Origin of the sequence: Sphingomonas sp. S-NIH.Pt3_0716 (genome assembly GCF_003950715.1) — a bacterium.
Taxonomy (GTDB): domain Bacteria; phylum Pseudomonadota; class Alphaproteobacteria; order Sphingomonadales; family Sphingomonadaceae; genus Sphingobium; species Sphingobium yanoikuyae_A.
In genome coordinates, this window is record NZ_QLJK01000092.1 from 1 (window position 1) to 1,982 (window position 1,982).

General features: G+C 66.0%; 2 protein-coding genes. Both read left to right on the forward strand.

What is annotated here, in order from left to right; genetic code table 11:
• Positions 1-567: recombinase family protein (locus BRX37_RS26115; RefSeq protein ID WP_164522550.1), on the forward strand; the 567-nt coding region annotated here is incomplete at its 5' end.
• The gene (locus tag BRX37_RS26120; RefSeq protein WP_007015766.1) at positions 564-1,922 is read left to right on the forward strand and encodes a DUF7986 domain-containing protein; all 1,359 of its coding nucleotides are present in this window, start codon (positions 564-566) and stop codon (positions 1,920-1,922) included. The genes BRX37_RS26115 and BRX37_RS26120, both read left to right, overlap by 4 nt.
• Positions 1,923-1,982: the final 60 nt, after the last annotated feature.

The window sequence follows — 1,982 nt, forward strand, 5'->3', positions numbered from 1 at the left end:
TCGAAGGGCGACGACCAGTCGAACGCCGCGCAGCGGCGCGCGCTCGATGCGGCCGGCTGCAAGCGGGTGTTCGAGGAGACCGCCAGCGGTGGGCGGTGGGACCGACCCAAGCTTCTGGAGATGATCGGCCAGTTGCGCGACGGAGACGTCGTCGTCGTCTGGAAGCTTGACCGGCTGTCGCGCAGCCTAAAGGATATGCTGCACATCATGGAGCGGATCGAGCTGGCAGGCGCGGGCTTCCGCTCACTGACCGAGGCGATCGACACCACCACCGCGGCAGGGCGGATGATGATGCAGATGGTGGGAAGCTTCGCCGAGTTCGAGCGGGCCATGATCCGCGAGCGTACCAGCGCCGGCCTTGCCCAGGCTCGCGCAGAAGGACGGATCGGCGGGCGTCGGCCCAAGCTCGGCGACAAGCAGCGCCGCGAAATCGCCGAGTCCGTCACGTCCGGCCGCAAGTCCGGTGCCGAGATGGCGCGGCTCTACGGCGTCAGTGAACCCACCGTCTCGCGCATCGTCGCCGCGCACCGCCAGCAATTCAGTCAGCAGCAGAGGGAACAGGCATGAAGCGTGGTCACGATCTGTCCGGCGTCATGAAGTTCGCCACCTCGCCGGCCTGGGGCGAGCATCTGGGCGAGGCGCTCGGCGATCATCTCGGGCTGGCGATGGAGGAGTTCGACTTCGAAGCGGACGAGCTGGCGGACATCGTCGGCGATCATTGGGCCGGCGTGTTGTGGGGATGCGCGTTCGAGGATCTGCTGACGCGCACCATCCAACCCGACCGGAACATCGTCGATGACTATATTCGGCGCCGGGGCTGGAATGAGAGCGGCCCGACCAAAATCTACCTGCGTGCCCTTCGATCGTCAGTGATGAGCCTCCACGAGGTCAGCGAGGTCGAGCCCGGCAGCGGCTTCCTCGTGCGCGACCTGATCCGGGGCGGCGAGCCGCTTCGAGTATCCGAGCGCAGCGCCTCGCAGACGCTGAAGCAATGGGACAGGATCGGTGCCCGCGTCGTGCAGGTCGGAGGCAAGCACCTCCTGTCGGGCGGCGTGCTGTCGTTCACGATGGAGGCGGCCGAGGCGCTCGTCGCCGATCTACGGCGCTCGAAGGGCAAGCGCAGCCCGCGCACCGCGTTGAACCTAGACGCCGACGATCTGGCTGCACTTCCGGCCCTCATCAGCACGGCATGGCTGTTCGATGTCGTTCCCAAGACCATGGGACCGGCGCCCATCCCCACGCTGCACAACATTGATGGCGAGGAGGTGATGTTCCACCGCGTGCGCTTTCCCTTCGCACGCGGCGTGACCCAGGCGCTGGTCGGCGAGCGGCTTGATACTGTCCCTGCGCTTCAGCGGGAAACCACGCACTTTTGGAACTGGCTGGGCGAGAAACCGAACGGAAAAGCGAAAAGCACCGGGCGCATGGCGTGGGGTGTGACGATGGCGGACGGCACCCCGGTGCTCGGCAATGTCGAATTGAAAGGCCGCGCCCTGATGCTCGCCGTCACCTCGGCCGAGCGAGCGAAACGCGGCACCGCGCTTATCAACGATGCGCTCGCCGGGTTGGTCGGCTCGCCGCTGACCACGATTGAGACGGTCGAACAGGCCATGGCGGCGCGGGCCGAGGGGCTGACATCATCCGAACCGGCACCCGCCATTGCGCCAGAGGTTGCAACCCCGCTCATCCATGCCATGCTCGACCGTCAGTACCGCGCGACGCTCGATGAACCCGTCGGCATGCTCGGCGACATCACCCCGCGCGCAGCCGTTCAAACTGCCGCAGGCCGGCACCGAGTAGCCGGGTGGCTCAAGCATCTCGAAAACCGCAGCAGCAGCCAACTCGACGCGAACGACCCGATGGCCACCTACGACTTCACTTGGATATGGCGCGAACTTGGCATCGAGAACCTGCGCAAATAGTTCGCTACCCCTGACGTCGATGCCTACCGTGAATCCGTGTCCCTACAATGCACAGAGGCC